The organism is Saccharothrix coeruleofusca, assembly GCF_017876325.1.
Taxonomy (GTDB): Bacteria; Actinomycetota; Actinomycetes; order Mycobacteriales; family Pseudonocardiaceae; genus Actinosynnema; species Actinosynnema coeruleofuscum.
On sequence record NZ_JAGINV010000001.1, the window covers coordinates 5,518,319 to 5,538,983 of the forward strand.

The 20,665-nt window shown below is 74.8% G+C and carries 21 protein-coding genes; 11 read left to right on the plus strand and 10 right to left on the minus strand.

Going from position 1 to position 20,665, the window contains the following annotated elements:
- Positions 1–155: 155 nt before the first annotated feature.
- The 3 genes from JOF41_RS24925 to JOF41_RS24935 are packed head-to-tail and all read left to right on the plus strand — an operon-like array spanning position 156 to position 3,849.
- Positions 156–695, plus strand: a complete 540-nt coding sequence (locus tag JOF41_RS24925) for a (2Fe-2S)-binding protein (RefSeq protein WP_209622362.1) — start codon at positions 156–158, stop codon at positions 693–695.
- Positions 692–1,687: an FAD binding domain-containing protein gene (locus tag JOF41_RS24930; RefSeq protein ID WP_209622364.1), complete on the plus strand. Its 996-nt coding sequence runs from the start codon at positions 692–694 to the stop codon at positions 1,685–1,687. The genes JOF41_RS24925 and JOF41_RS24930 overlap by 4 nt, the downstream gene beginning before the upstream one ends.
- Positions 1,684–3,849, plus strand: coding sequence for a xanthine dehydrogenase family protein molybdopterin-binding subunit (locus JOF41_RS24935; RefSeq protein ID WP_209622367.1), 2,166 nt, complete (start codon positions 1,684–1,686; stop codon positions 3,847–3,849). The genes JOF41_RS24930 and JOF41_RS24935 overlap by 4 nt, the downstream gene beginning before the upstream one ends.
- 19 nt (positions 3,850–3,868) lie before the next feature.
- Here JOF41_RS24935 and JOF41_RS24940 read toward each other — a convergent pair whose 3' ends face one another.
- From JOF41_RS24940 to JOF41_RS24960, 5 genes are all read right to left on the minus strand, one after another.
- Positions 3,869–5,272 carry a M20/M25/M40 family metallo-hydrolase gene (locus JOF41_RS24940; protein ID WP_244989687.1) on the minus strand — a complete coding sequence of 468 codons (1,404 nt, stop codon included), beginning with the start codon at positions 5,270–5,272 and terminating at the stop codon, positions 3,869–3,871.
- Positions 5,273–5,303: 31 nt separating this feature from the next.
- Positions 5,304–5,930 carry a hypothetical protein gene (locus JOF41_RS24945; RefSeq protein ID WP_189227572.1) on the minus strand — a complete coding sequence of 209 codons (627 nt, stop codon included), beginning with the start codon at positions 5,928–5,930 and terminating at the stop codon, positions 5,304–5,306.
- A gap of 249 nt (positions 5,931–6,179) precedes the next feature.
- The gene (locus JOF41_RS24950; RefSeq protein ID WP_209622370.1) at positions 6,180–7,244 is read right to left on the minus strand and encodes a Kelch repeat-containing protein; all 1,065 of its coding nucleotides are present in this window, start codon (positions 7,242–7,244) and stop codon (positions 6,180–6,182) included.
- Between the two features lie 145 nt (positions 7,245–7,389).
- A complete protein-coding gene (locus tag JOF41_RS24955) occupies positions 7,390–7,812 on the minus strand; it encodes a VOC family protein (RefSeq protein WP_209622372.1) in 423 nt (140 codons plus the stop codon).
- A gap of 92 nt (positions 7,813–7,904) precedes the next feature.
- Complete coding sequence (locus tag JOF41_RS24960) at positions 7,905–8,477, minus strand: TetR/AcrR family transcriptional regulator (RefSeq protein WP_189227569.1); 573 nt, start codon at positions 8,475–8,477, stop codon at positions 7,905–7,907.
- A gap of 114 nt (positions 8,478–8,591) precedes the next feature.
- On the opposite strand from JOF41_RS24960, the gene JOF41_RS24965 reads away from it, so the two are divergent.
- Both JOF41_RS24965 and JOF41_RS24970 read left to right on the plus strand, forming a co-directional pair.
- Entirely contained in the window at positions 8,592–9,470 is an 879-nt protein-coding gene (locus JOF41_RS24965) for an SDR family oxidoreductase (protein ID WP_209622375.1), read from the plus strand.
- A 34-nt stretch (positions 9,471–9,504) separates the two neighbouring features.
- Positions 9,505–11,019: an FAD-dependent monooxygenase gene (locus JOF41_RS24970; RefSeq protein WP_209622378.1), complete on the plus strand. Its 1,515-nt coding sequence runs from the start codon at positions 9,505–9,507 to the stop codon at positions 11,017–11,019.
- A 19-nt stretch (positions 11,020–11,038) separates the two neighbouring features.
- Here JOF41_RS24970 and JOF41_RS24975 read toward each other — a convergent pair whose 3' ends face one another.
- Positions 11,039–11,899, minus strand: coding sequence for a helix-turn-helix transcriptional regulator (locus tag JOF41_RS24975; RefSeq protein ID WP_209622392.1), 861 nt, complete (start codon positions 11,897–11,899; stop codon positions 11,039–11,041).
- An 86-nt stretch (positions 11,900–11,985) separates the two neighbouring features.
- Between JOF41_RS24975 and JOF41_RS24980 the strand changes: the two genes are divergently transcribed.
- Both JOF41_RS24980 and JOF41_RS24985 read left to right on the plus strand, forming a co-directional pair.
- Positions 11,986–12,744, plus strand: a complete 759-nt coding sequence (locus tag JOF41_RS24980) for an SDR family oxidoreductase (protein ID WP_209622394.1) — start codon at positions 11,986–11,988, stop codon at positions 12,742–12,744.
- Positions 12,745–12,791: 47 nt separating this feature from the next.
- Positions 12,792–13,001: a 4-oxalocrotonate tautomerase family protein gene (locus JOF41_RS24985; RefSeq protein WP_189227564.1), complete on the plus strand. Its 210-nt coding sequence runs from the start codon at positions 12,792–12,794 to the stop codon at positions 12,999–13,001.
- Between the two features lie 46 nt (positions 13,002–13,047).
- Here the strand turns inward: JOF41_RS24985 and JOF41_RS24990 are convergent, their stop codons facing one another.
- Complete coding sequence (locus JOF41_RS24990) at positions 13,048–13,470, minus strand: hypothetical protein (protein WP_209622396.1); 423 nt, start codon at positions 13,468–13,470, stop codon at positions 13,048–13,050.
- A 119-nt stretch (positions 13,471–13,589) separates the two neighbouring features.
- On the opposite strand from JOF41_RS24990, the gene JOF41_RS24995 reads away from it, so the two are divergent.
- Positions 13,590–14,381 (plus strand): MmyB family transcriptional regulator, encoded by a 792-nt coding sequence (locus tag JOF41_RS24995; RefSeq protein WP_209622399.1) that lies wholly within the window; start codon positions 13,590–13,592, stop codon positions 14,379–14,381.
- Here JOF41_RS24995 and JOF41_RS25000 read toward each other — a convergent pair.
- Entirely contained in the window at positions 14,330–15,235 is a 906-nt protein-coding gene (locus JOF41_RS25000) for a helix-turn-helix transcriptional regulator (RefSeq protein WP_189227561.1), read from the minus strand. The genes JOF41_RS24995 and JOF41_RS25000 overlap by 52 nt on opposite strands.
- 130 nt (positions 15,236–15,365) lie before the next feature.
- Between JOF41_RS25000 and JOF41_RS25005 the strand changes: the two genes are divergently transcribed.
- On the plus strand, positions 15,366–16,631 hold the full coding sequence (locus JOF41_RS25005) for a lipase family protein (protein WP_209622401.1): 1,266 nt from the start codon (positions 15,366–15,368) through the stop codon (positions 16,629–16,631).
- A 72-nt stretch (positions 16,632–16,703) separates the two neighbouring features.
- On the opposite strand, the gene JOF41_RS25010 is transcribed toward JOF41_RS25005, so the two are convergent.
- Positions 16,704–18,113 carry a carboxylesterase/lipase family protein gene (locus JOF41_RS25010; RefSeq protein ID WP_209622403.1) on the minus strand — a complete coding sequence of 470 codons (1,410 nt, stop codon included), beginning with the start codon at positions 18,111–18,113 and terminating at the stop codon, positions 16,704–16,706.
- Positions 18,114–18,118: 5 nt separating this feature from the next.
- Entirely contained in the window at positions 18,119–19,060 is a 942-nt protein-coding gene (locus JOF41_RS25015) for an MBL fold metallo-hydrolase (RefSeq protein WP_209622406.1), read from the minus strand.
- A 148-nt stretch (positions 19,061–19,208) separates the two neighbouring features.
- On the opposite strand from JOF41_RS25015, the gene JOF41_RS25020 reads away from it, so the two are divergent.
- Together JOF41_RS25020 and JOF41_RS25025 are read left to right on the plus strand one after the other, a co-directional pair.
- Entirely contained in the window at positions 19,209–20,081 is an 873-nt protein-coding gene (locus JOF41_RS25020; RefSeq protein ID WP_189227558.1) for a helix-turn-helix domain-containing protein, read from the plus strand.
- Entirely contained in the window at positions 20,078–20,653 is a 576-nt protein-coding gene (locus JOF41_RS25025) for a TetR/AcrR family transcriptional regulator (protein ID WP_209622409.1), read from the plus strand. The genes JOF41_RS25020 and JOF41_RS25025 overlap by 4 nt, the downstream gene beginning before the upstream one ends.
- Positions 20,654–20,665: the final 12 nt, after the last annotated feature.

Here is a 20,665-nt window from a genome sequence, read left to right on the forward strand (position 1 = left end):
CTCGCGTTCTCTTGCTCGATCCTCCCCCTTGCGCGACGGGCGCTCCCGCGTCGCCTTCCGCTGGATAGCGTGCGGGACAAGGGCTTCTGGTTGCCCTGGAGGATTCAATCTCGACCGGCGGCCCGTGCACGGCAGCGGGCGCGCGGAGGACTGCGATGACCGACCACACGCGCAGCGGGATATCGCTGCGAGTCAACGACGTGTCCCACCGGTTGTCGGTGGACAACCGCCGGACGCTGCTCGACGCGCTGCGGGAGGACCTGGGGCTCACCGGGCCGAAGAAGGGGTGCGACCACGGGCAGTGCGGGGCCTGCACGGTGCTGTGCGACGGCAGGCGGGTGGTCTCCTGCCTGACCCTCGCGGTCGCCGCCGACGGCGCCGCCGTCACGACGGTCGAGGGGCTGGCCGCCGGGGGTGAGCTGCGGCCGCTGCAGGAGGCGTTCGTGCGCCTGGACGGTTTCCAGTGCGGCTTCTGCACTCCGGGGCAGCTCTGCTCGGCGGTCGGGGCGCTCGCCGAGCACGAGGCGGGCTGGCCCAGCGCGGTCACCGCCGACGACGACCCGGAGCGGGCGCCCGAGCTGGACGAGGCCGAGGTGCGCGAGCGGATGAGCGGCAACCTGTGCCGTTGCGGGGCGTACCCGTCGATCGTGCGCGCGGTGCTCGAAGCCGCCGCCCGCCAAGGGGGTGCGGCGTGAGGGAGTTCGCCTACCAGCGCGCGGCGCGGGTCCACGAGGCGCTCCTCGCGGTCGCGGGCGACAGGGGCGCCCGGTACCTGGGCGGGGGCACGAACCTGGTCGACCTGATGAAGTGCGGGGTCGAGCGGCCGACCCGGCTGGTGGACGTGCGGCGGCTGCCGCTCGACGGTGTCCACGTCGAGCCGGGCGGGGGCCTGGTCGTCGGCGCGACCACGACCAACAGCGACGCGGCCGCGCACCCCGAGGTGCGCCGCCGGTTCCCGGCGCTGTCGCAGGCCGTGCTGGCGGGCGCGTCCGGTCAGCTGCGGAACATGGCCACGGTGGGCGGCAACCTGTTGCAGCGGGCCCGGTGCGGCTACTTCGCCGACCTGTCCCGGCCGTGCAACAAGCGGCTGCCCGGCAGCGGGTGCACCGCGATCGCGGGGGTGCACCACAACCACGCCGTGCTCGGCCACTCCGCGCACTGCGTGGCCACCCACCCCTCGGACATGGCGGTGGCGCTCGCCGCGTTCGACGCGGTCGTGCGCTACCAGTCGCTCGACGGCGGCGGCGAGATCCCGCTGTCGCGGTTCTACCTCCCGGTGGGCGACCGCCCGGACCTGGAGACCGCGCTGCCGCCCGGCGCGCTGATCACCGCCGTCGCCCTCCCCGGCGTTCCGGGGAGCCTGCGCTCGCGCTACCGCAAGGTCCGCGAGCGCGCGTCGTACGCCTTCGCGACCGTCTCCGTCGCCGCCGCGCTCGACGTCCGCGACGGCGTGGTGCGCGACGTGCGCATCGCCCTGGGCGGTGTGGCGTCGCGCCCGTGGCGGGCCGGTTCCGCCGAGGCCGTGCTGCGCGGCGCGCGGCCCACCCCCGACCGGTTGCGGGCCTGCGCCGAGGAGGCGCTCAGCGGTGCGGAGCCGTTGCCCGACAACGGTTACAAGGTGCTGTTGGCGAAGAACCTGATCGCGGCCGTGCTCGGTGAGCTGGCCGCGGCGGAGGAGGTCGGATGAGCCCGGACCGCACTGCCGGCGCGGTCGGCGCGTCACGTCCCCGGATCGAGGGCGGGCTCAAGGTCACCGGCGCCGCCCGCTACACCGCTGACGTGCCGATGCCGGGGCTGGTCCACGGCCAACTGGTGACCGCCACGACCTCGCGCGGCCGGATTCGCGATGTCGACGCCTCGACCGCGCTGGGCATGCCGGGGGTGCTGGGCGTGCTCGACCACCGCAACGCGCCGCGGCTGAACCCGAAGGCGGGCAACTACTTCGGCCCCGACGGCAGTCTGCTGCTGTTGCAGGACGAGGTGGTCCCGTACGCGGGTTGGCCGGTCGCGCTGGTGGTGGCGGAGACGCCCGAGCAGGCCAGGGCCGCGGCGGCGGCGCTGCGGGTGACCTGCGACGCCGAGCCGCACGACCTGGATTTCGGCATGGACCACCCGGCCGCCCGTCCGGCGTCGACCGCGTTCGGCCCGGAGGCCGACACCGGCGACCTGGAGGCGGAGCTGGCGGCCTGCGCGGTCGTGGTCGAGGAGCGCTACCGCACCCCCGAGGAGAGCCACTGCGCCATGGAGCCGCACGCCTCGACCGCGTGGTGGGAGGGGGACCACCTGCACGCCCTGGACGCCAACCAGGGTGCGTTCAGCGTGTCGGAGGTGCTGGCCGCGCTGTGGTCGATCGACCGGGAGCGGGTGCACGTCCGCTCCGAGCACGTCGGCGGCGGCTTCGGCGGCAAGGGCGTCTGCGGTCCCCAGATGATCCTCGCGTCGATGGCGAGCAAGCGGTTCGGGCGTCCGGTGCGGATCGCCATGACCAGGGCGCAGGTGTTCGAGACGACCTCGTCGCGGCCCCGGACGGAGCAGCTGGTGACCATCGGCGCCGACGCCGACGGCCGCCTGCGGGCGGTCGGCCACCGGGCCGCCTACGCCCTCTCGCCGCTGGCCGAGTACATCGAGGCGTGCACCGAGCAGGCCAAGGTCCTGTACGCCGCGCCCGCGATCCGCACCCGGCTCACCGCCGTGCCCCTCGACGTCCTGCCGCCCGCCTCGATGCGCGGGCCGGGCGCGACGCCCGGCTCGTTCGCCCTGGAGTCGGCGATCGACGAGGTGGCGGAGCGGTTGGACGTGGACCCGGTGCGGCTGCGGCTGCGCAACCAGCCCTCGGTCGCGCCGGTGTCGGGGCTGCCGTTCAGCACCCGCCGCCTGGTCTCCTGCGTCCAGGAGGGCGCGCGCCGGTTCGGCTGGGCGGCGCGCGACCGGCGTCCCCGCTCCCGGCGCGAGGGTCCGCTGCTGATCGGCACCGGCATGGCCACCGCGTCGTTCAGCGCCGGGGTGTTCCCTTCGACGGCCTCGATCACCGCCGAGGTGGACGGGACGTTCACGGTGTCGGTCGGGGCGAGCGACATCGGCACGGGCGCCCGCACCGCGCTGACCGCGGTCGCCGCCGACGCGCTCGGGGTCGACGCGGGGCGGGTCCGGCTGCGCATCGGCGACAGCGACCTGGGCATGGCGTGGGGCGCGGGCGGCTCCCGTGGCACCACCTCCTGGTCCTTCGCCATCACCGAGGCCGCCAAGGAGCTGCGCGGGCGCCTGGGCGACCCGGCCCGGCCGGTGACCGCGACGGTGGACACCAGCGCGCTGATCGACTTCCAGCCTGGCCGGGAGCGGCAGACCTTCAGCGCGGTCTTCGCGGAGGTCGCCGTCGACCCGGCCACCGGCGAGGTGCGGGTGCGCCGCCTGCTGGGCGTGTTCGCGGTGGGGCGGGTGATCAACCCGCTGCTGGCGCGCGGCCAGGTGGTCGGCGGGATGGTCATGGGGCTGTCCATGGCCCTGCACGAGGAGAGCGTGCGCGACCCCCGCACCGGCAGGCTGGCCAACGGCGACTTCGCCGGCTACCACATCGCCGCGCACGCCGACGTGCCCGACGTGGAGGCCGACTTCGTGCCGGACTACGAGCCGTTGGACCCGTCGGGGTTCAACGGCCTGGGCGAGATCGGCACGGCGGGCACCGCGGCGGCGATCGCCAACGCCGTGTGGCACGCTACGGGCACCCGTCAGCGGACCCTGCCGATCCGCCTGGACCGCGTGCTGGAGCCGGTCGCCGCCGGGAAAGCCACCGAGGGAGCCACCGAGGGAGCCACCGAGGGGGCCGACCACGCCGTGGCCAGGGGTGCGTGACCTGCCCGATCGGATCGGGTCAGGCCAGCCGCGACCAGAAGCGGGCCAGGGTGGCGGCCCCGGCCAGCAGCACGTCGACCGACACCCGCTCGTCGCTGTCGTGCCAGCGGTCCTCGGGCAGGCCGGTGCCGAAGAACACCACCGGCGCGTCCAGGGTGCGGGCCAGCAACTCGGCCGGTCCCCCGCCCGCGTTGCCCATCCGCCCCGGCGGCGCGCCGAACCCCTCGGCCATGGCCGCCGCGAGCGCGTCCACCGCCGGGAGGTCCTCCGGGGTGCGGTAGGGCTCCTGGCCGCTGTCCTCGGAGACCGTCAGCTCGTAGTCGACGCGGTCGCTGATGTTGTCCGCGACCCAGCGCCGCACCTGCTCGGCCACGACGGCGACCTTCTGGTCGGGGACGGTGCGGATGCTCAGGTCGGCGCTGGCCACGGCGGGCACGGCGGCCCGCGACGCGCCGACCGGGTCGCCCGCGACCACGGTGAGCACTTCCAGCGCCGGGCGGGTCCACAGCCGCTCCAGCACCGTGTACCCGGCCTCGCCGCCGACGGTGCGGGTGTCCGACCTGGTCAGCCAGTCGTCCTCGGTGAACGGCAGCGCGGCCAGCTCCGCGCGCAGGCGCTCGGGGGCCTCGGCGACGTCGTCGTAGAACCCCGGCAGGGTGACCCGGCCCTTGTCGTCGTGCAGCCGGGCCAGCAGCCTGCTCAGCTCCTCGACGGGGTTGGGCGCGGGCCCGGACACCGCGCCGCTGTGCACGTCGCGCAGCGGGCCCAGGACCTCCAGGTGCGCCAGGACCAGGCCGCGCACGCTGGTGCAGATCGCCGGGTGGTCGGCCCGCCACAGCAGGGTGTCGGAGAAGACCACCAGGTCCGCGCCGAGCCGGTCGCGGTTGTCGTCGACGAGCCCGGCCAGGTGCAGCGAGCCGATCTCCTCCTCGCCCTCGACCAGGAACTTCAGGTTCACGGCGGGGGCGTCGCGGCCGGTGGCGGCCAGGTGCGCCCGCACGCCCCACACGTGGGCCAGCACCTGCCCCTTGGCGTCGGAGGTGCCCCGCCCGTAGAGGCGGCCGTCGCGCAGCGCGGGCTCGAACGGCGGGGTCTCCTCCCACTGCTGGTCCTTGGCCGCGCGCACGTCGTGGTGGCTGTAGACCAGGACCGTGGGCGCGTCGGGCGCCGCGCACCACTCGGCGTAGACGGCGGGCCCGCCCTCGGTCTCCCACACCTCCACGGTGGGAAAACCGGTTTCCCGCAGCACGCCCGCGAGCCAGTTGGCCGACCGGATCAGGTCGGGGTCGTGCTCGGGCAGGCCGGCGACCGAGCGCAGGCGCACCCAGCCGATCAGCTCCTCGATCATCCGGTCGCGGTGTTCGGTCAGGTAGTCGCGCACGTCCGCTACCGCGCGCTCCTCGTCCCGTGGTGCTGCGGTCATGGCGTTCCCCTGTTTGCCGAGTCCACGACGGCTACCCCGCCACAGCGGCCTCAACCTCTTTCCGGGGCGGGGGGCGGGAGTCCCGACCGGGCCGCCCGTCGGTCAGGGCCGACCGGGCGGCGGCCACGACCCGCGCCGCGAACGCCAGGGTGATCAGCACTTCGGCGACCGACACGGCGAGCAGGTCGGCGCGCACGGCGGCGGAGGTCCAGTAGAGGGTGGTCGACAGCAGCGACGGGACCACGAAGACCAGCAGGTCCACCACCAGTTGCATGACCTTGTCCAGCCGTCGCAGCGGCTCGTGCCGGTGGACGGACTCCCAGGTCAGCACCCTGGCCGCACCTTCGTCGACGGCTGTGAGCGCGGGGGCCAGGTGCCGGCGCAGGTACCCGCCGATGGCGGTGATCTTCTGGTCGTTGGCCAGGTGGGTCCAGCCCAGCACGACGCACACCACCGGCAGCAGCAGGAGCAGGTGCGGCCCGCCCGCCTGCTGGACCACCGGTGTCACCGTGGCCGTGAGCGCGGCGAGCGCGACGTACACCATCCGGTCCCGCGACGCGATCCGCGACTTCTGCTCGGCTTTGAGGGCTTCGTACTCCGCCAGCAGGACGTCCTTGGCCGCGCTGTCCGACGCGACACCGACTCGGTTTCCGCTCATCGTCCGTCCGCGCTCCTCCGGCGTCGAGTCGCCTTGGCGGAGTCGAGGTCAACCCCGGCACGACATTTATTGTCATGGTGACATTAAGTGTTCGCCACCACAAGTGGCTCCGCGAAGCCAATGTTCAGGTTGACAAAAACAGCCTCGAACGGCGGAGCGCGATCGGGTCGGACGAGCGCGACAAAGCCCTGCGGGGTGGGAGCGGAAGACCGCCGCCCACCCCGCAGGGCTGTCCGTGCGTCAACGGGCTCAGCGCCGCCCAGGGCGGTAGGCGTCGTTCACGTCGACCGGGCCCGCGCCGCCCACCGTGCCGCCACCGGGGATGTGGATGGTGCCGCCCACCGCGACGGCCGCCGTGCCGTGGCGCGGCACCGCCATGGGGGCGAGCCGCTGCCAGCTGTCGCGCGCCGTGTCGTACACCTCGTTCTCGGCGAAGACGCTGTGCGAGCCCTCGGCGGGGTTGCCCTCGCCGCCGAAGGTGTAGATCTTCGTGCCGACGGCCGCCGCCGCGATGCCGCCCCTGGCGGTCGGCATGGGGGCGCGCTCGGTCCACCGGCCGGTGCCGAAGTCGAAGGCGTAGACGGTGTCGCGGACGTTCACCTGGCCCCGGTCCCGGCCGCCGAGCACGTAGAAGGTGTTGCCCACGACGGCCCCGCCGACGTGGTCGCGGGCCTGGGGCAGGTTGGGCAGCGTCTCCCACCGGCCGGTCACCACGTCGTAGGACGACACGGTGTCCACCGTGTCCTGGAGGCCGCCGGGGCCGGGCGTCAGCGTGCGCATTCCGCCCGCGAGGTAGATCTTCGTCCCGCGCACGCCCATCGCGGCGCTGCCGCGCTCGGTTCCGGCGGGCATCGGGGCGAGCCGGGTCCACCGGTCGGTGCGGGGGTCGTAGACGTAGCTGTCGCGCATCGCCTGCCAGGAGTTCCCTCCCGACAGCGCGCCCAGGACGTAGATCCGGCCGCCGACGGCCGCGACGTTGGGGTGGTTCATGGGGACCGGCAGGGGGGCGGCTTCCGACCAGCGGTCACGCCGGGTGTCGTAGACCTCCACCCGGTGGGTGGTGACGACGCCGCCCCCGGTGCCGGGTTCGATGCCGCCGAGGACGTAGACCTTGCCGTTCAGGGCGGCGACGCTGTGCTCCTGGCGGGGGCCGCCCGCGATGGGGGCCAGCGGCTTCCAGCCGTTGCCGTAGGTGGGGGTGGTCGGCGCGGCGGGCGGGTTCGTCGGCGTGCCGTGGCCGGGGTGGGCCAGGGCCGGGCTCGCGGGGACCAGCAGCAGTGCCAGTCCGAGGGCCAGCGCGGTTGGTCGTCGCATCGGATCTCCATTCGCTCACGGCACCCGAGTTCGAGGTGTCGGGACTGCGCGTCGCTTTCGACCGTGACCGGAGCGGGAGCGGACAACCAGGGGTCCTTCAACCAGGGGACGGCATCCCCTGGTTGAAGGGCACCGCGGCGGGGCGTCAGCCGTTGTACTCGACCTCGACGTCGAGGACCCAGACGACGCCGAAGCGGTCGCGCAGCATGCCGTAGGCGGGGGCCCAGCCCGCCGGGCCCATCGGGACGACGACGGTCGCCCCGTCGGACAGCTTCTCCCAGTGCCCGGTGACCTCTTCGACGGTCTTGCCGCGCACGGAGACGAAGAACGAGTTCTCGCCCTGGTCGTAGCCCATCCGCGAGGGCACGTCGTAGGCCATGACGTGGAAGCCGTTCTCGGCGAGCACCTGACCCCACATCACCTGGTCGGCCTCGGACTCCTCCTGGACGTTGCCCGCGTCCTTGTACGTGACGACGGCGATGTGGCCGCCGAACACGGACTGGTAGAACTCCAGCGCCGCACGGGCCTGGCCGCGGAAGTTCAGGTGGGTGGTGGTGGTGACGGACAAGGTCGCTCCTCGACTCGGTGCCTGTTGTGGGGCAACAGTCGCAGGGGAAGCGGCCAGGGTGTGTCCTCTTCTCCGCGCCGGTCGGGCGGGGTTCAGCGGAGTTCGGCGACGGTCGTCCGCAACTCCTGGAGCGCCTGCCGGGCCAGTTCGCCGAACTCGTGGGGGTTGGCGGGGTCTGCCCAGCGCGAGTAGGCGTCGCCGAACGCGAGGACGCCCAGCCAGGCGGCGACGCTCGCGGGCCGGTCGGGGACGCCGCGGCGGCGCAGCGCCTCGGTCATGGCTTCGGCGAAGCCGGTGTACTTGAGCGCCTCGCGCTCGCGCAGCTCGCTGTTGGCCGCGATGGCCGCGAGGAGGGCGGGCGCGTAGTCGCGCCGGGCCGGGATGAAGATCGCCGCGGCGGCGGCGAGGGCGGCTGCCACGGCGTCGAGCGGGGTCGCGCCGTCGGGGGCGTTGGCGATGCCCTCGGCGAGGAGTCCGTTGAGGGTGTCCTGACCGCCGAAGAGCACTTCCCGCTTGTCGCGGAAGTGCCGGAAGAACGTGCTCTTGGTCAGCCCCGCCCGCTGGGCGATCTGGATGACGGTGGTGTCGTCGTAGCCCTGTTCGGCGAACAGGTCGAGCGCGGCGCGCAACAGCCGGTCCCGCGCGTCGGGTTCCCATCGGGCCATGCCCTCAGGATAGGCGATGGGACTTGGTCCCATCACTCTGCTACGGTGACGGGACCAAGTCCCATCACTTGTCCGGCACCGGACCGGACGGGGGCGGTTCCCAGGAGGCTTCCCATGCGTGTTCTCGTCACCGGCGCGGCGGGCTGGATCGGCTCGGCGCTCGTGCCCGAGCTGATCGGCGCGGGTCACCACGTCGTCGGGCTCATCAGGTCCAACCGCTCGGCCGCGGCCGCCGCCGAGCGGGGCGTCGAGGTGCTGCGCGGCGACCTGGCCGACCTGGACCTGCTGCGGGAAGCGGCGGCGGGCGTCGACGGCGTGGTCCACCTCGCGTTCGGCCACGACTTCAGCCGCTTCGAGGAGTCGGCGCGGGAGGAGGGGCGGGTCATCGAGGCGCTCGGCGCGGCCCTGGAGGGCTCCGACCAGCCGCTGGTCGTCGCGTCCGGGACGCCGGTCGTGCCCGGCGGGGTGGCCACCGAGCGCGACCGCGCCCAGGGCGAGGGGTTCGCGGTGCTGCGCGACGCCAACGCCCAGGCTGCGGTCGGCCTGGCCGAGCGCGGTGTCCGCTCCTCGGTGGTGCGGCTGCCCCGGTCCGTGCACGGCGAGGGTGACCGGGGGTTCATCAGCGCCCTGATCGGCATCGCCCGCGACCGGGGCGTCTCCGGCTACGTCGGCGACGGCTCCCAGCGCTGGCCCGCCGTGCACCTGCGCGACGCCGCGCGCCTGTTCCGCCTGGCGCTGGAGCAGGCCCCGGCCGGGTCGGTGCTGCACGCCGTCGGCGACGAGGGCGTGCCGATCCGGGAGATCGCCGAGGTCATCGGCCGCCACCTGGACGTGCCCGTGGCCGCCGTCCCGGCCGAGGGGTTCGGCTTCCTCGGCGGGCTGCTCGGGGTCGACCAGCCCGCCTCCAGCGCGCTGACCGGCGAACTGCTCGGCTGGCGGCCGGAGGGGCCGGGGCTGGTCGAGGACCTGGACGCGGGTCACTACTTCGCGTGACGCCCGACACCTTCGACTACCTGGAGTGGTGCGCATGACCGCCTCGGCGGTGGAGACGGCCGACGTGGTGATCGTCGGCGCGGGTCCGGTCGGCCTGATGCTGGCCGGTGAGCTGTGCCTGGCCGGGGTCCGGCCGGTCGTGGTCGAGCGGTCGCCCCGGCGCGTGCCGGTGCCGCAGGCGGGCGGGCTGGTCGGCCAGGTCGTGCGGCTGATGGACCACCGCGGCCTGTACCGGGGGCTGAGCGGGGACGCCGCGCCGCCCCGGCCGGTGTCCGCCTACCCCTACGGCGCGATCCCCCTGCTGCTGGACGGCTGGGCGGACAACCCGCTGCACGCCTTCACGATCCAGCAGTGGGAGCTGGAGGCCCGCTTGGAGGAGTGGGCCCTCGGGCTGGGGGCCGAGCTGCGCCGGGGCCAGGAGCTGCTCGGGTTCGAGCAGGACGACGACGGGGTGACCGCGCAGCTGTCCGGCGGGTCGCTGCGGGCCCGCTACCTGGTGGGCTGCGACGGCGGGCACAGCCGGGTGCGCAAGCTCGCGGGCATCGGCTTTCCGGGGGTGAGCGCGCGGCGGATGGTCGTCCGCGCGGCGGACGCGGTGCTGCCGGAGTCCGAGCGGCGGGCGCTGACCGACGAGCCGGTGTCACCGGGAGGGCTGACCTACCGGCGCACCGAGCACGGCGTGTTCGCGTCCGTGTCGATCGATCCGGGGGTGCACCGGGTCACCGCCCTGGAGTGGGACCGGCCCGAGGTGGCCGACGGCGAGCCCGTGACCTTCGAGGAGGTCCGGGCGGCCGTGGCCCGCGTGCTGGGCCGGGACGTGCCGATGGCCCGGCCGGGCGGCGCGGGCCCGCACGTGCTGCGGCGGCTGCCCGGTTTCAACACCCGGCTGGCCGACCGCTACCGGGTGGGCCGGGTGCTGATCGCGGGCGACGCCGCGCACGTGCACTCCTCGATCGGCGGGCCGGGCCTGAACGCGGGCCTGCAGGACGCCGCCAACCTCGGCTGGAAGCTGGCCGCCGAGGTCCGGGGGTGGGCCCCCGCCGGCTTGCTGGACACCTACCAGCGGGAGCGGCGGCTCGCGGGTGAGCGGGTGATGGTGTCCTCGCAGGCGCAGCTGGCGCTGCTCGCGCCGGGCAGCGAGGTCACGGCGCTGCGGGAGGTGTTCGGCGAGCTGCTGGCCGACCCCGCGAACGCGCGGCGCATCGCGGCGATGATGGCGGGCGCGGACGTGCGCTATCCGTCCACTGAGGACGACCCGCTCACCGGGCGGTGGGTGCCGGACTTCCCGCTGGCCCGCGCGGGCCGCCCGGTGCGGCTGGCCGAGCTGGCGCGCGCCGGCCGCCCGCTGCTGGTCGACCTGACCGGCGGCCCGGAGCTGGCCGGGGTCGCGGCGGGCTGGGCCGACCGGGTCGACCTGGTGGCCGCCACCTCCGACGCCGCCCCCGCCGCCGCGCTCCTGGTCCGGCCCGACGGCTACGTGGCGTGGGTGGGCGAGGACGCCGCTTCGCTCGCCGACGCGCTGCGGACGTGGTTCGGCGGGCCCCGCTGAAATCCTCTTGCAGGGGTGTCTACTCCGGGTTGGGGGCGAACTCCTGGGTGCCGATGACGGCGAGCAGGTCCAGCTTGTCGACGCTGTCGGTGCCCAGGGCGGGGGTGAACCACAGCAGGCGCTGCCGACCGTCCTCGCTGAACAGGTTGAGGCAGTTCACCTCGACCAGGCCGAGCACGGGGTGCTGCAGGCGCTTGCGGTCGTCGCGGCGGAACGCCACGTCGTGCTCGGCCCACAGCCTGGCGAACTCGGCTGAGCGGTCGAGCAGTTCGGCGACCAGCGCGCTGACCTCGGTGTCCTTGGCGTCCCGGCGGGCGGCGGCGGCCCGCAGGTCGGCGGCGAACGCCCTGGACTGGGCCGGGTGGTCCGCCTCGGGGTAGAGCCGCCGCGCCTCGGGCTCGGTGAACCACCGGTAGACGAAGGCCGCCCGCTTGCCCCGGAAGTGGGAGTGGTCGCCGAGCAGCGCGACGGCCAGCGGGTTCTGCACGAGCGTGACGTGCAGGTCGGTGATCACCTGCGCGGGCGTGCCGGTCAGCCGGGTGAGCAGGTCCAGCATTCCGGGGTGGACGTGCGAGCCGAGGCCGCCGTCGCGCGGCACCGGGCGGTTGGCCAGGTGGTAGAGGTGGTCGCGCTCGTCGGCGGTCAGGCGCAGCGCGCGGGCCAGCGCGGCCAGCATCTGCTCCGACGGCTGCGCGCCGGCGCCGCGCTCCAGCTCGTTGTAGTAGTCCGCGGACGCCCCGGCGAGCTGGGCGACCTCCTCGCGGCGCAGCCCCGGCACGCGCCGCCGCGGCCCGGCGACCAGGCCGACCTCCTCGGGCCGGATGCGCTCGCGCCGGGAGCGGAGGAACGCGCCCAGCTCGGCGTACTTCGACGAGTTCATGCCGTCCAGTCTGCGTCGGAACGGGCCGCCGACACAGGGGATGGCGTCCCCTGTCACCGTTCCGCGCGGTGCCGCACGGTAGGGGCATGACAACCACCGACCCCTTTGCCGGAGGGACGCGACGGGTCGCCGTCGTCACCGGGGGTTCGCGCGGCATCGGCCGCGCGGTCTCCCGCAGGCTCGCCGACGACGGCTTGGCCGTCGTGGTCAACTACGTCGGCGACGACGCCGCCGCGGCGGAAACCGTGGATGCGATCACCGCCTCGGGCGGGCAGGCGGTCGCGGTGCGGGCCGACGTGGCCGACGAGACCGCGGTGGCCGCGCTGTTCGACCGCGCCGAGACCGAGTACGGCGGCGTCGACGTCGTGGTCAACTGCGCGGCCCGGCTGGCCCTGTCCCCCATCGCGGAGCTGGACCTGGACGTGCTGGACCGGTTGCACCGCACCAACATCCGGGGGGCTTTCGTCGTCGCCCAGCAGGCGGCCCGGCGGCTGCGCGCGGGCGGCGCGCTCGTGGGCTTCTCGACCTCCGTGGTGGGCACGCAGTTCCCCGGCTACGGCGCTTACGTCGCCAGCAAGGGCGCGGTGGAGGCGATCACCCTGATCCTCGCCCGCGAGCTGCGCGGGCGCGACGTCACGGTCAACGCGGTCGCGCCCGGCCCGACGGCCACCGAGCTGTTCCTGGACGGCAAGACCGAGGAGCAGGTGGAGGCGCTGGCCAAGGCTCCGCCGCTGGAGCGCCTGGGCTCCCCGGAGGACATCGCGGACGTGGTCGCCTTCCTCGCCGGTCCCCGTGGCCGCTGGGTCAACGGCCAGGTGCTGCGCGCCAACGGCGGCCTGGTCTGACACCGCACCCACCGAGCAAGCACTCAACACAACCAAGGAGAAAACCCGTGCCATTCGCCAACTTCAAGGTCCCGGCGGACACGATCAGCGCTGAGGACAAGAAGAAGATCGTCGAGCGCACCACCGAGCTGTACGTGGAGATCTACGGGGAGCGCGCCCGCGCGACCACGGTCGTGCTCGTCGACGAGGTCCCGGACGGGGGCTGGGGCGTCGCGGGCAACGTGCTGACCGCGGCGATGCTCAACGGCGACGCCTGACGCGCGGGCGGGCGTGGCGGCCTCGACGGGCCGTCACGCCCGCCCGTCACGCCTGGGCGCGCGAGCGCCGCAGGCCGGTGAGCTGGAGGGCGGCGAAGCCGGTCACCCACGCCGCCCCGACCAGCACGAAGGCGACGCCCAGGCCGGTCAGCGGCAGCGCTCCGGTGGCCACGAGCAGGAGCATCGCCGCGCCGGAGACGCCGTTGCCCGCGACGGCGAGAGCGGCGGGCCGGGGCGGGATTCGCGGGTAGCCCGCGATGAGGCCGAGGGCGGCGGCTCCGCCCAGCATGGCGATCCCGATCGGGGTGAACCACCCGGCGGGCAGGCCGAGCGGGCCGCTGAGCCACCCCCCGCCCGCCAGCATGACGACGCCGAACACCGCGGTGCCCCAGGCGTCCGCGCGCAGGCTGCCGCGCAGCAGGTCCGATCCGGGCGCGGTGTCGGTGGCGGTGTCGGGAGCGGTGTTCATCGGCGTCTCCTCGGGTGTTCGGGCCGCTGTTCGCGGTGACCGTCGCACCGGGGCGGGCGCGGGTTCAATGACCTCGGAGGTCATGGCCCCGGTGATCCGGGGGTGGCTACCCTCCCGGCATGGACGCGCACGGGCCGGGGGCGCTGCTGCGGCAGTGGCGGCGGCGACGCAGGCTCAGCCAGCTCGACCTGGCCCTGCTGGCGGGCACTTCCGCGCGGCACCTGTCCTGTGTGGAGACCGGGCGCGCCCGGCCCAGCCGGGCGATGGTGCTGCGCCTGTGCGGCGCGCTGGAGATCCCCCTGCGCGAGCGCAACACGTTGCTGCTGGCCGCCGACTACGCGCCCGCGTACCGGGAGAGCGACCTGGACGACCGGGCGCTGGCGTCGGTCCGCTCGGCGCTGGACACCATGCTGGCCGCGCACGAGCCGTACCCGGCGGTGGTGGTGGACCGCCGCTGGGACGTGCTGGCGGGCAACCGGGCCATGCCCGTGCTCATGGACGGCACACCGGAGCACCTGCTGCGGCCCAGGCCCAACGTGTTCCGCCTGACCCTGCACCCCGAGGGGCTGGCCTCGCGGCTGGTCAACTTCCACCAGGTCCGGGCGCTGTTCCTGGAACGGCTGCTGCGCCAGGTCAACGCCACCGGGGACGCGGGCCTGCGCGAGCTGTACGAGGAGGTGCGCCGCTACCCGCTGCCCGGTGGTGTGCCCGAGGAGCGCGCCGACGACCAGCCGTCGGGGCCGATCCAGGTGCCGCTGCGGGTCCGCACCCCGCACGGCGAGCTGGCGATGTTCAGCACCGTGGCGACGTTCGGCGCGCCCGCCGACGTGACGCTGTCGGAGCTGGCGATCGAGCTGTTCTACCCCCTCGACGAGGTCACCGGGCGGGTGTTGCGCGCGCTGGCCCGGTGACCCGCGGCCCGCGTGGCGGTCAGGGACGCGAGGAGCTGGAGGCGTTCGGCGTCGGGGGTGCCGGGTTCGGCGGTGTAGACCAGCAGCAGCGGGCCGGGGTTGCCGGGCAGCGGGTAGGTGTCCCAGGTCAGGGTCATCTCGCCCGCCTCGGGGTGGCGGAACACCTTGGTGCCGTGGACCGACGCGCGCACGTCGTGCCGGGCCCACATCCGCCGGAACTCGTCGCTGCGGATGCTCAGCTCGCCGATGATCGCGGTGGCGCGCGGGTGGGTGGGGTCGGCGGCGAGGCCGGTGCGCAGCATCCCGATGTACTGGCGGGCGAAGCCCTCCCAGTTCGGGCAGCGCAGCCGGGACTCGGGGTCGAGGAACAGGCCGAGCAGCAGGTTGAGCCGTTCCGGCGGGTGGTCGCGCGGGCCGCCGAAGAGGGTTTCGGCCAGCGGGTTCCAGGCCAGCACGTCGAGGTGCCTGCCGACGACCAGCGCGGGGGTGGCCAGGACGTGCAGCAGGTTGCGGGTGCTGTCGGGGACTCGTTCCGGGCGGCGCGGCGGGGTGGGCTTGGGCCGTCGCGCCGCGCGGGCCAGGGCGAACAGGTGGGCGCGCTCCTGCTCGTCGAGGACCAGCGCGGCGGCGATGGCGTCGAGGACGTCGTCGGAGGGCCTGACCTCGCGGCCCTGCTCCAGGCGCTGGTAGTAGTCGGTGCTCAGGCCCGCCAGCAGGGCCAGCTCCTCGCGGCGCAGGCCGGTGACCTTGCGCCTGCCGCCCGGTTCGAGTCCGACGTCCTGCGGGCGCAGTCTGTTCCGCCGGGCGCGCAGGAAGTCGCCCAGCTCGCGCGCGTGCGGGTGCGGTTCGGCCATGTCGACCAGTGTGCGGGGTGGGCGGCGGGGGTGGGTAGGACTGCCACCCCCGGGGAAACGGGGACGAGGGAGGTCCGCCTGGGCCGACCTAGCGTCGGGAGGCGTTGTCCGTCCCTGACGAGGAGTCCTGATGCCCCTTCACCGCTGGAAAGCCGCGCGGCTGGTCGTCGCGGCGGCTGTGGCGCTCACCGCCGTGGCCGCCGCGCCCGCCGCGTCGGCGGCCCCCGCGACGTCCTCCCCCGCGCCGTCCTCCCCCACCGCCGGGCTGCCGCGACCGGACGACGACCCGTTCTACGCGGTGCCGTCGCGCCTGGGGGCCAAGCCCGACGGCGCGGTGCTGCGGTCGCGGCGGCTGCCCGCCGACGCCTTGGCGGTGCCCGCGCCCGCCGAGGTGTGGCAGCTGCTCTACAAGACCCGCGACAACGACGGGCGGGCGACGGCCACGGTCGCCACCCTGCTGGTGCCGACCGCGCCGTGGACCGGGGGCGGGCCGCGCCCGCTGCTGTCGTACCAGACGCCCGAGGACGGCCTGGCGACCTTCTGCGCGCCGTCCTACGTGCTGCGCTCGGGCGCGGCGGTGTCCCCGCTGGCCGAGCGGCAGGCCGGGTTCGACCGGGAGCAGGTGGCGGCGGCCGTGCGGCGGGGCTGGGCGGTCGTGGTGCCCGACTACGAGGGGCCGAAGTCGCAGTTCCTGGGCGCCTCCGCCGCCGCGCACGGCGTCCTCGACGGCATCCGCGCGGCCCGTTCCTTCGGCCCGGCCAGGGTGCACCGCCAGGCCCCGATCGGCCTGTGGGGCTACTCCGGCGGGGGCTTCGCCACCGCGTCGGCCGCGCAGAAGCAGTCCGGCTACGCCCCGGAGCTGAGGATCAGCGGCATCGCGCAGGGCGGCGTGATCACCGATCTCAACGCGAGCCTGCGGGCGGTCGGCGAGCAGTCCTCGGGCGGGTGGCTGCTGTTCGGGCTCGCCGCCCTGCGCGGCGCCTACCCGAAGGCGGGTGTCGACCGGTACCTGACCGCCTCCGCACGCGCCCAGGCCGACGCGGTGGCGCACGGCTGCCTGGGTGACGCCATCCTGAGCCACCCCGCGCCGGCGACGCTGGAGCGGTTCGAGGCGTGGCCGGGGTCGTTGACCTCGGGGTCCTTCGAGCGCTTCGCCCACGCCGTGAGCCCGCTCGGCTTCGGCGGCACGCCGACCGCGCCGGTCTACATGTACCACGCCACCGGCGACGAGCTGCTGCCCGTGGCCGGGGCGCGGCGGCTGGCGGCGCAGTACCGCGAGCGCGGTGCGGAGGTGGTGCTGGTGGAGGACGCCGCGCAGGACCACAGCAGCGAGCAGTCGCACGGCGTCCCCGGCGCCATCGCCTTCCTGACCCAGCGCTTCACGCAGTCCAAATAGGACTGCCGCGAGTCGAACGCCCGGGACCCCCGAGTTCGACGTTCACGCGCACCGGGTGGTGGTTAGCGGCCATCACGGGTGGGTCGGGTAGTACTTGCCGACGTCGTGGGAGGGGGGCCAGCCGGGGGTGCCGGTGGCGGCGAAGCGCACCCAGTCCGCGTGCACCTCCTTGGCCAGCTCGGACGGTGGCACGGCGGTGCCGAAGAGCTTGCCCCGACCGGACAGCGCGGGCAGGTGCGCCAGGTCGAACACGAACGGCAGCTCCATCGTGTGCGTGGCCCCGAGTTCCGAGGACTGCCAGGTGAACTCGTAGACGTAGGTGTTGTGCGCCGGGTGGGCGCGGGCCAGCGCCCGCGTGCCCGCGCCGAACAGGCCCTCGGCCAGCAGCCGCGAGCGGATCTGCCCCGCCGTCGCGTCCGGGTGGGCGCGGCGGCGGGCGGCGACCTCGGCCGCCGGGTCGGCCGACATCAGCGCGGCGGTGTCGTGCGCGTCCTGCCAGGTGCTGGTGGTGAACTTGCCGACCGGCACCAGGTAGAGGTGCCCCTCGTCGCTGTTGGTGCCCAGCACCAGGTCCACGTCGGCGGCGACGCCCCTGGCCAGCGCGGTCGCGGGCTGCTCGTCGGCGACCACGCTGAACGGGCTGAGCCCCATCAGCGGGTCCGGGGTGCCGTCGGCGGCCAGGTCGAGCCCGCCCAGCGCCGAGCAGGCGGCCACCAGGTCGGCGTCGGCCACGTCGGCGAGGGCGGCGGCGGTGCCGGGCACGCCCAGGTGCTCGGCGAGCCGCCGGGTGACGATCCCCGCCTGCGCCGGGGTGAACGCCCCGGTGCCGCTGCCGCTCTGCAGGATCGCGCGGCGCAGCAGCCCCTCGGAGCGCGGGTCGGCCAGCACCGCCCCGAGCAGGGTGGCCCCGGCCGACTGGCCGAACACCGTCACGTTGCCGGGGTCGCCGCCGAAGGCCGCGATGTTGCGCCGCACCCAGCCCAGCGCGGCCAGCACGTCGAGCAGGCCGCGGTTGTCCGGCGCGTCGGGCAGGTGCAGGAACCCGGCCACGTTGAGCCGGTAGTTGACGGTGACCAGCACGACGCCGTCGCGGGCGAACGCGGTGCCGTCGTAGAGCGGGCTGCGCGTGGAGCCCGCGGTGAAGCCGCCGCCGTGCACGAAGACCATCACCGGCAGGTCGGCGTGGCGTCCGGCGGGGGTGCGGACGTCCACGGTCAGGTACTCCTCGCCGGGCATCCAGCCCGGCCCGAAGTACGGGGACATGTCCAGCTCGCCGAAGGCGTCGCGCTTGGGCTGGGGCGCGGTGGGGCCGGGGCGGGTGGCGTCCCGGACGCCCTGCCACGGGGTGGGCGGCTGGGGCGGCGCGAACCGGGCCGCCCCGTGCGGCGCGGCGGCGTAGGGGATGGCGTGGAACACGGCGACGTCGTCGGCCAGGTAGCCGCGCACCGCGCCCGTGTCGACGGTGATTTCCTCGTAGCGCAACGGGATCAGTCCTCGGTCAGCTCGGGGGCGGCGAACGGTGCCCACTCGGCCAGTGCGAAGCCGTCGCCGCAGGCCCGCACCCGGAACCCGCCCGCGCCGCCGAAGTGCGCGGGGAAGACCAGGGCGTCCTCGTCGGCGGCGCGGGCCAGCAGCTCCCGCCGGGTCGCCCGAGCCTGCTCGGGGTCCTCGCAGAAGCAGCTGTTGGCGTGCGGTTCGAGCACCTGCGCCGGGGTGTGCAGCATGTCGCCGACGAACATCGCCTTCGTGCCGCCGGAGTCGAGCAGGACGGCGGAGGAGCCGGGCGTGTGCCCCGGCGCGAGGACCAGGCGCAGGTGCTCGTCGATGACGTGCTCGTCCTCCCACAGCTCGACCAGCCCGGCCCGGTGGACCGGGGCGACGCTGTCCTCGAAGACGTTCTGGTTGTGCGGGCCGCCCGCCGCGACGCGCCGGTGGACCGGGTTCCAGTACTCGAAGTCGCGCGCGGGCATCAGGTAGCGGGCGTTGGGGAAGGTCGGCACCCACTCCCGCCCTTCGAGCACGGTGTTCCACCCGACGTGGTCGTTGTGCAGGTGGGTGTTGACGACGATGTCGACGTCCTCCGGGCGCACGCCCACGGCGGCGAGGTGGTCCAGGTAGGCGGTCCGGCGGTGCGCCCACACCTGGGCGTAGGGGCGTTCCTTGCCGTTGCCCGCGCCGGTGTCGACGAGGATGGTCCGGCCGCCGCTGCGCAGCACCCACGTCTGCAGCGCGGAGCGGACGGTGCCCGAATCGGGGTCCAGGAAGTCCGGGGCGAACCAGTCCTCGTTGTCCCGCCACGTTTCCTGGCTCACTTCGGGGAAGAACTGCTGCGGGGGTATGTGGACCGTGCCGAAGTACTCCGGGACGCGCTCCAGGGTGACGGAGCCGAAGGCGAGGGCGGCGCGGCCCCGCTCGGTGGTCGTGGTCATGCTCGTGGTCCTCCTGGGACTGTGCGGACGGTTCCGCCGGAGCGGACCGGTCCACCGTCGCCCGAGGAGCGCGCGTCCAACCAGATCGCGTCTTTCCTACCACTGGCGTGGTCAGGTTCCGCGCGTGCGCGCGACGCATACTGGCGGTATGAGCGGATCGGGACAGCTCGCCGAGTACTTGCAGGCGTGTCGGGCCAGGCTGCGCCCGCAGGACGTCGGCCTGGACACCTACGGCGAGCGGCGCCGGGTGCCGGGGCTGCGCCGCGAGGAGGTCGCCGGCCTGGCCGGGGTCAGCGCCTCCTACTACATCCGGTTGGAGCAGGGCCAGTCGCTGAACGCCTCGAACGAGGTCATCGACGGCATCGCCCGCGCTCTGCGGCTGGACCCCGACGAGCGCGAGCACCTGCGCGCGCTGGCCCGGCCGCGCCGCCGGGCCGTGCCGCCGCCCCCGGTCGAGCACGTCGCGCCCGCCACCGCCGAGCTGATGGCGAGCATGGCGCACGTGCCCGCCGTGCTGCTGGGGCGGCGCACCGACGTGCTGGCGTGGAACCCGCTCGGGCACGCCCTGTTCGCCGGGCACCTGGACCAGGACGCCCCGCGGCACCCGGACGAGCGCCCGAACATGGCCCGGCTGGTGTTCCTGGACGCGCACACCCGCGAGCTGTACCCGCGCTGGGAGGTCAAGGCGCGGGCCATGGTCGGGCACCTGCGGCTGGTGGCGGGCAGGCACCCGGAGGACCGCGAGCTGAGCACGCTGATCGGCGAGCTGGTCACCGGCAGCGAGGAGTTCGCCGCGATGTGGGCCGACCACCGGGTGCGCGAGTGCGACAACACCGAGCACCGGATGCGGCACCCGCTGGTGGGCGAGCTGACGGTGAAGCAGCAGGCGCTGCTGCTGCCGCACGCCCCCGAGCACCGGCTGACCTTCGTCACCGCCGAGCAGGGCTCGCCGTCGCAGGCCGCGCTCACCCTGCTCGCGCGGGCGGTGGAAGGCCGGGCCGCGCGTACGATGTCAACGTGAAGGGCGCGGCCTACCACCACGGCGACCTGCGGGCGAGCCTGCTGCGCTCGGCGCTGGAGCTGGTGGAGACCACGGGTTCGGACCAGCTCTCGCTGCGGTCGGTGGCCCGCGCGGCCGGGGTGTCCCCGAACGCCCCCTACCGCCACTACGCCGACAAGGACGACCTGCTGGCGGCCGTGGCCGTGCACGGCTTCCAGCAGGTGGGCGCGCGGATCGCCGCCGCGGCGGCCCAGGCCGGGCCGGATGACCGGCTGGTCCGGGTCGTCTCGGCGGCGATCCACTACGCCATGGCCAACCCCGGCCTGTTCCACCTGATGGTGAGCCGGGTGTGCGGCACGAACGCGGCGGCGCGGGCCGCCGCCCGCGACGTCGTGGTCGCGGTCGCCGAGGCGCTGGAGGTCGACCTGGGCGAGCCGCAGGGCGAGGCCCTGTGCACCGGCATCTGGGCCGTGGTGCAGGGGATGAGCGTGCTGCTGGTGGACGGGGCCCTCAAGCCGCACGAGGGCCAGGACGTGGACGAGCTGATCGGCTCGGTCGTGCGCGCCACCTTCGGGACGTGGCCCCGTCCGTGACGCGGGCGGGCG

Excerpts from the sequence above, each read along its gene's own strand:
- JOF41_RS25020 (WP_189227558.1), top strand. The coding sequence starts at position 19,209 with ATGAGCGGATCGGGACAGCTCGCCGAGTACTTGCAGGCGTGTCGGGCC.
- JOF41_RS24965 (WP_209622375.1), top strand. The coding sequence starts at position 8,592 with ATGCGTGTTCTCGTCACCGGCGCGGCGGGCTGGATCGGCTCGGCGCTC.
- JOF41_RS25015 (WP_209622406.1), bottom strand. The coding sequence starts at position 19,060 with ATGACCACGACCACCGAGCGGGGCCGCGCCGCCCTCGCCTTCGGCTCC.
- JOF41_RS24935 (WP_209622367.1), top strand. The coding sequence starts at position 1,684 with ATGAGCCCGGACCGCACTGCCGGCGCGGTCGGCGCGTCACGTCCCCGG.
- JOF41_RS24940 (WP_244989687.1), bottom strand. The coding sequence starts at position 5,272 with ATGACCGCAGCACCACGGGACGAGGAGCGCGCGGTAGCGGACGTGCGC.
- JOF41_RS24975 (WP_209622392.1), bottom strand. The coding sequence starts at position 11,899 with ATGAACTCGTCGAAGTACGCCGAGCTGGGCGCGTTCCTCCGCTCCCGG.
- JOF41_RS24980 (WP_209622394.1), top strand. The coding sequence starts at position 11,986 with ATGACAACCACCGACCCCTTTGCCGGAGGGACGCGACGGGTCGCCGTC.
- JOF41_RS24995 (WP_209622399.1), top strand. The coding sequence starts at position 13,590 with ATGGACGCGCACGGGCCGGGGGCGCTGCTGCGGCAGTGGCGGCGGCGA.
- JOF41_RS24925 (WP_209622362.1), top strand. The coding sequence starts at position 156 with ATGACCGACCACACGCGCAGCGGGATATCGCTGCGAGTCAACGACGTG.
- JOF41_RS24990 (WP_209622396.1), bottom strand. The coding sequence starts at position 13,470 with ATGAACACCGCTCCCGACACCGCCACCGACACCGCGCCCGGATCGGAC.
- JOF41_RS25005 (WP_209622401.1), top strand. The coding sequence starts at position 15,366 with ATGCCCCTTCACCGCTGGAAAGCCGCGCGGCTGGTCGTCGCGGCGGCT.
- JOF41_RS25000 (WP_189227561.1), bottom strand. The coding sequence starts at position 15,235 with ATGGCCGAACCGCACCCGCACGCGCGCGAGCTGGGCGACTTCCTGCGC.
- JOF41_RS24960 (WP_189227569.1), bottom strand. The coding sequence starts at position 8,477 with ATGGCCCGATGGGAACCCGACGCGCGGGACCGGCTGTTGCGCGCCGCG.
- JOF41_RS24950 (WP_209622370.1), bottom strand. The coding sequence starts at position 7,244 with ATGCGACGACCAACCGCGCTGGCCCTCGGACTGGCACTGCTGCTGGTC.
- JOF41_RS24970 (WP_209622378.1), top strand. The coding sequence starts at position 9,505 with ATGACCGCCTCGGCGGTGGAGACGGCCGACGTGGTGATCGTCGGCGCG.
- JOF41_RS24945 (WP_189227572.1), bottom strand. The coding sequence starts at position 5,930 with ATGAGCGGAAACCGAGTCGGTGTCGCGTCGGACAGCGCGGCCAAGGAC.